1 protein-coding gene is annotated in these 6,010 nt (G+C 43.3%); it reads left to right on the forward strand.

Annotation, left to right across the window (positions count from 1 at the left end):
• Nucleotides 1-180: 180 nt before the first annotated feature.
• Nucleotides 181-6,010, forward strand: a 5,830-nt coding sequence (locus tag HMPREF2832_RS03075) for a CshA/CshB family fibrillar adhesin-related protein (protein ID WP_148131345.1), incomplete at its 3' end; no start/stop codon positions are given.

Consider the following 6,010-nt stretch of genomic DNA (forward strand, 5'->3'; position numbering starts at 1 on the left):
CCTGATCTATGGGTGAAATCCTTTCAGAATTAAAACAATTTTAGCTAAAAATTTTTACTCATTTTTGAGACAAAATGTTTTGAGAATCGTTCGGGTTTTGTTAAAATAAATAAGGTTTGGAAAAAACTAAACAATTTTAAAAAGAATGTTAATTTATAGATAAATATGGAGGTCCATTAGATGGGGAAAGACTTATTTAATGATCGTATTAGCAGATTCTCAATTCGTAAATTGAATGTGGGTGTTTGCTCTGTACTATTGGGAACACTTGTCATGGTTGGGACAGCCGCAAGTGCAGCCGCAGAAGAAAAGACAGATACGACAAGTGAAAGTGTAGCAGCAGTTGCAACAGCGTCAGAAGCGCCCGCAACTTCAACAGCTACTTCAGCAGCATCAACCGCTGCAACAACTAGTACAGCAGCTACAACTTATGATGCAAACGCAGCAGTCACTGCACCAGAGACTTCAACTGCTGCAGCAACATCAACAGCACCTGCTTCAACTAGTGAAGCAAGTAGCACAAGCACAGCAGCATCCGCTGCCTCAACTGCACCAGCAACATCAACTGCACCAAGCCTAGAAGCAGCTACGCCAGAAAATAAGGCGCCAGAAGCAGCTTCAACAACTGCAGATAAAAAAGAAGCAACAACTCTTTCATCTGGACAAGGTGTAACAACTAACAATGCAGTAGCAACAGAAGAGACAGCCCAAACTTCTGGTAAAAAACGTAGTCGTCGTGCTGTCGGTGACGCAAATGATCCAAACTTGATTGGGGATGATGTTGTCGATGCAACTTCAACTCCAAAGGTAGAAAAACCAGGATTTACAACAGATGTAAAAGCAGCTGATTTGGCGAGTCAAATCTCTTGGTTGGACTTTGGCGATGTAGCTAACTGGACAGGAACTACAACAACATCAAAAGGTGACCTTGCTCTCCAAGTTGGGGCTACCTATACTAAGGAAATTATGCCGGGTTATGTGGTTACCATCAAAGTAAAATCTTTGAAACCCTTCCAAGCAACTGAAATCTACAAAAAGCGTTTAGAAGACCGAGGAGCGACGGCTGCTGAAAAAGCGACCTATGATCCAAATGCAAGAAATGGTTATGGGAAAGCGACTAATACACCTGCTACGAGAGAAGCTTTTACTGCTGGTGAAGAAGCTAAAGTTATTGCCGAAGCTCAAAACCATTGGACTGAAATTAAAAAAGAAGGTATTGACACTGGTACAACTAAGAAAACTACTATCAGTTCAGAACTTGAAGGTGGGAATATCGGTGTTCAGTTTGAAGTTTCTGCGACCTTCCGTGGAAAAGTGGTCAAACCTGCCATTGTCATGGCGGATGGTGAGTCCGCTAACCCTGGTGAAATGGTACTATTCACCACAAACGGTTCAGGTTGGCAACACATTGGTGAGTGGTATAAAAATGGAAATAAATCTACTAAAACTTATATTCCACAAGATACAGACAATTTATTTGGTCCAAACCCTGCCACTAAAATAGATGGCATGAATTACTATAGGACGAACCTTGACCTACTTCAACGCTCAGATCAAGTGGGGCCAGATAAAAAAGCGGTTGCTTGGAAGTACTTTGGAAGTGCTGATTTAACAACTGCAGGTCTCGGAACTGGGGTCTTTGGACCAAATATTTCAAGTATTGCTGCTGTTCCCCTTGTTATGACACGTGGAGCGTCCGAAGTTGGCTTGTATATTGCATCTTCAGGTAAACAATCAGCCATGCTTGGTTTCTTCCCACTTGATGAAGGAGATGCTCCTGAATCATACGGCAAGGCAGTTCATTCAATTGCAACTGTAGATGGAATTACTGGTAAGAAAGTGAACCAACCTTATCTTGGTCACTTGAGTCCTGATATGGATGAAAATAATGCTCTTGATTGGACCGGTGATGATAAAGCGACGACAGCTGATGAAGGAATCGACCAATTGCTTCCGAATGACCTCAAAGGAAAAACCAATGAGTTGATCAAGATGGATCGTACAAAACCAGGGAATTATACGATTACTGTTGAAGCTCATACAGACGGGGCGCCTCAAGCCAATATTTATGGTTGGGTTGACTTTAATCAAAATGGAACCTTCGATGAAGATGAACGGTCTGATTTAACAACCATTACCCAAGATGGAACGGCTACGTTAAGATTTACAAAGAGTAAAACCTATATTGATCCTAGTGTCAATGAATTGGGTGTTCGGATCCGTATCGCTAAGAATGCTAAAGAAATTGAAAGCCCAACCGGTATGGCCTTCTCAGGGGAAGTTGAGGACTTCAAGACTCAAATCACCCACCCACCAAAAGGGGAATTTAAAGAAACAACTGGCCTTCAAGGTGCGAAGCAAACTGCAACTGTAGCCTTTACCGCTCGTGGTTTGCAAGGCTATAGCCTAACTGAGCCAGCAAAAATTGATGAAACAGTAGCTCCACAAATGATAGATAACCGTACAGGGCAAGTCGTTACACCTGGCGCAGATGGCTACTATGCTGTAGCTGGTCAAGGGAAGTACAAGATCACTCCAAACGGAACTTCTGTGGATGTTGAGTTCATTCCTGAAGATCACTTCCTTGGAACAGCTGACGGTATCTCTATCCGTCGTACAGACAGCAATGGCTACGATACAGGTTGGTCAACAAAATTCCCAGCTGATGAAGCCAATGTAGATACTGTTTTAAATACCATGGATGGTCTTTATATCCCAACTGTTACACCAACGGATATTGAAGGGGTAGATAAGACTTCGACAGATGTCCAAGGTGCTACTCAAACCGGTACACCAACCTTTAACACAACTACAACTAATGCTAATGGCGAAAAGATCTCTGTCACTCCAAGCTTGGAATATCCTGCTAAATTGGTGGACCCAGCGACTGGTCAAGTAACCAATGCAACCTCTGTAACAGTAGCAGGCGAAGGAACATACAGCATTGATGATGCTACTGGTAAAGTAACCTTTGTTCCAGAACCAGGATTCACAGGTACAGCTCAAGGTGTTACCGTATCCGTAACAGCTCCTGTCGGAAAAGATAAAGACGGTACCGTCCGTGATGAATACCTTAAGACAGCAACAGCTAAATACACACCAACAGTTACTCCAATCACAGTGACTCCTACAAACAAGGTTTCTGCGGACATTCAAAACGTTCCTCAAACCCAAACACCAACCTTTGATTTGAGTAGCGATAAGACTGCTGAAATCACAAGCAAGAAATTGGTAGATCCAGCAACTGGCCAACCGACTGACGAAACAACGGTGACAGTAGCAGGTGAAGGAACTTACACAATCGATCCTACTACAGGAGCAGTGACCTTCACACCTGAAAAAGACTTCGTTGGAACTGCAACTGGTGTGACAGTTCAAGCAACTGCTACAATTACCAATGCAGACGGTAAGACTGCAACTATCACATCTGATGCAACTTATACACCAATAGTTGTAGCAGCTGTTCCAACAGCAAAACCTGCAACTTCAAAAGATATCCAAGGTGCGATTCAAACCGGTACACCAACCTTTGCAGGAAAAACTGTTCAAGTAAATGGTGAAGATAAAGAGATCACCATTAAAGAAAATAGCTATAAACTTTTGGATAAAGATGGCAACGAAGTAGCAACTACTCCAGCTTATGCTGCCGATGGTACTACTGAAATCGGTACCTACTCAATTGATCCAGCAACTGGTCAAGTGACCTTCACACCGACTGATAAATCTTACACTGGTGCAGTGACACCAGCCAAGGTTCAAGCGGAAAGTTCTAACGGCATCAAGGTGGATACAACTTACACACCTGAAATCGTTCCTGTCACACCGACAGCAACACCAGCTGAAACAGAAGATATCCAAGGTGCTACACAAACTGGTAAACCTGAATTCAAGGGTGGAACAGTGACTGTTAATGGTGTTGAGAAGACAGTTGCCATCAATGAAAATGTTCCAGCAACCTTCGATGATGGTTCAACTACGAAGACTGTAGATGGTGTAGGTACTTACACTGTAGCTGCAGATGGTACCGTAACCTTTGTTCCTGAAAAAACATTCATCGGTACAGCACCAGCTGTAACTGTTGTTCGTGAAGACATGAACGGAACTAAGGCTTCAGCAACTTACACACCAACAGTTACACCAGTAACCCCAACAGCAACTCCAGCTGAAACAACAGGTGTTCAAGGTGCTACACAAACTGGTAAGCCTGTATTCACTGAAGGCGACAGCCGTGTACCAATGAATGATGATGTTGCTGCAACATTTGACGATGGATCAACAACTAAGACAGTTGATGGCGTTGGTACTTATACAGTAGCAGCAGACGGTACTGTTACATTTGTTCCAGACCCAAGCTTTACTGGTACTGCACCAGCCGTAACCGTTGTTCGTGAAGACAAGAACGGAACCAAAGCATCTGCGACTTACACACCAACTGTAAATCCAGTTACTCTTACTCCAACAAATAAAGTTTCTGAGGATATTCAAAATGTTCCTCAAACAGAAACTCCTACATTTGCATTGAGTGATGATGAAACTGCTCAAATTACAAGTAAGAAATTGATTGACCCTGCAACAGGTCAACCAACCGATGAAACAACTGTAACAGTAGCAGGTGAAGGAACTTACACAATCGATCCAACTACAGGAGCAGTAACCTTCACACCTGAAAAAGACTTTGTCGGAACTGCAACTGGCGTGAAAGTCCAAGCAACTGCAACAATTACCAATGCAGACGGTAAGGCTTCAACCATCACTTCAGACGCAAGTTACACACCAACAGTTGTAGCAGCTGTTCCAACAGCTAATCCAGCTACATCTAAAGATATTCAAGGCGCGACTCAAACCGGTACACCAACCTTTGAAGGTGCAACTGTTCAAGTTAGTGGTCAAGATAAAGCTATCACCATTAAAGATAATAGCTACACACTTTTGGATAATGATGGTAATGAAGTAACAAGCACACCAGCTTATGCGGCAGACGGTACTACTGAAATCGGTACTTACTCAATTGATCCAGCAACTGGACAAGTAACCTTCACACCAACTGATAAATCATACACCGGTGCAGTTACACCTGTTAAGGTTCAAGCTGAAAGCTCAAACGGCATCAAGGTAGATACAACCTACACACCTGAAATTGTTCCAGTAACTCCAACAGCTACACCAGCTGAAACAACGGATATTCAAGGGGCTACTCAAACAGGTAAACCTGAATTCAAGGGCGGAACCGTAACAGTTGATGGCGTTGAGAAAACGGTAGAAATCAATGAAGATGTTCCAGCAACATTTGACGATGGCTCAACTACCAAGACAGTTGATGGCGTTGGTACTTACACAGTAGCAGCAGACGGAACTGTAACCTTTGTCCCTGAGAAATCATTCACAGGTAAAGCACCAGCAGTCACAGTTGTCCGTGAAGATATGAACGGAACAAAAGCTTCTGCAACCTACACACCAACTGTAACTCCTGTCACACCGACAGCGACACCAGCTGAAACAACTGATATCCAAGGTGCGACACAAACTGGTAAGCCTGTATTTACTGAAGGCGACAGCCGTGTGCCAATGAACGATGATGTTCCAGCAACATTTGATGATGGTTCAACAACTAAGACAGTTGACGGCGTTGGTACCTACACAGTAGCAGCAGACGGAACAGTTACATTTGTACCAGAAAAATCATTTGTTGGTACTGCACCAGCGGTAACAGTTGTGCGTGAAGACATGAACGGAACCAAAGCTTCCGCGACATATACACCAACCGTAACACCAGTTACACCAACTTCAGAAGATACAACATCTACTGACAAACAAGGTCAAACGCAAACAGGTACACCAACCTTCACACCAGGTAATGAAAACGTCCCAATGGATGATGATACACCTGCAACATTTGAAGATGGATCAACAACCAAGACTATTCCAGGTGAAGGTACTTATACAGTAGCTCCAGATGGAACTGTTACTTTCGTACCGGAAAAATCATTCACAGGAACAGGTACAGGCGTAA

The organism is Streptococcus sp. HMSC073D05 (genome assembly GCF_001812015.1).
Taxonomy (GTDB): Bacteria; Bacillota; Bacilli; order Lactobacillales; family Streptococcaceae; genus Streptococcus; species Streptococcus parasanguinis_D.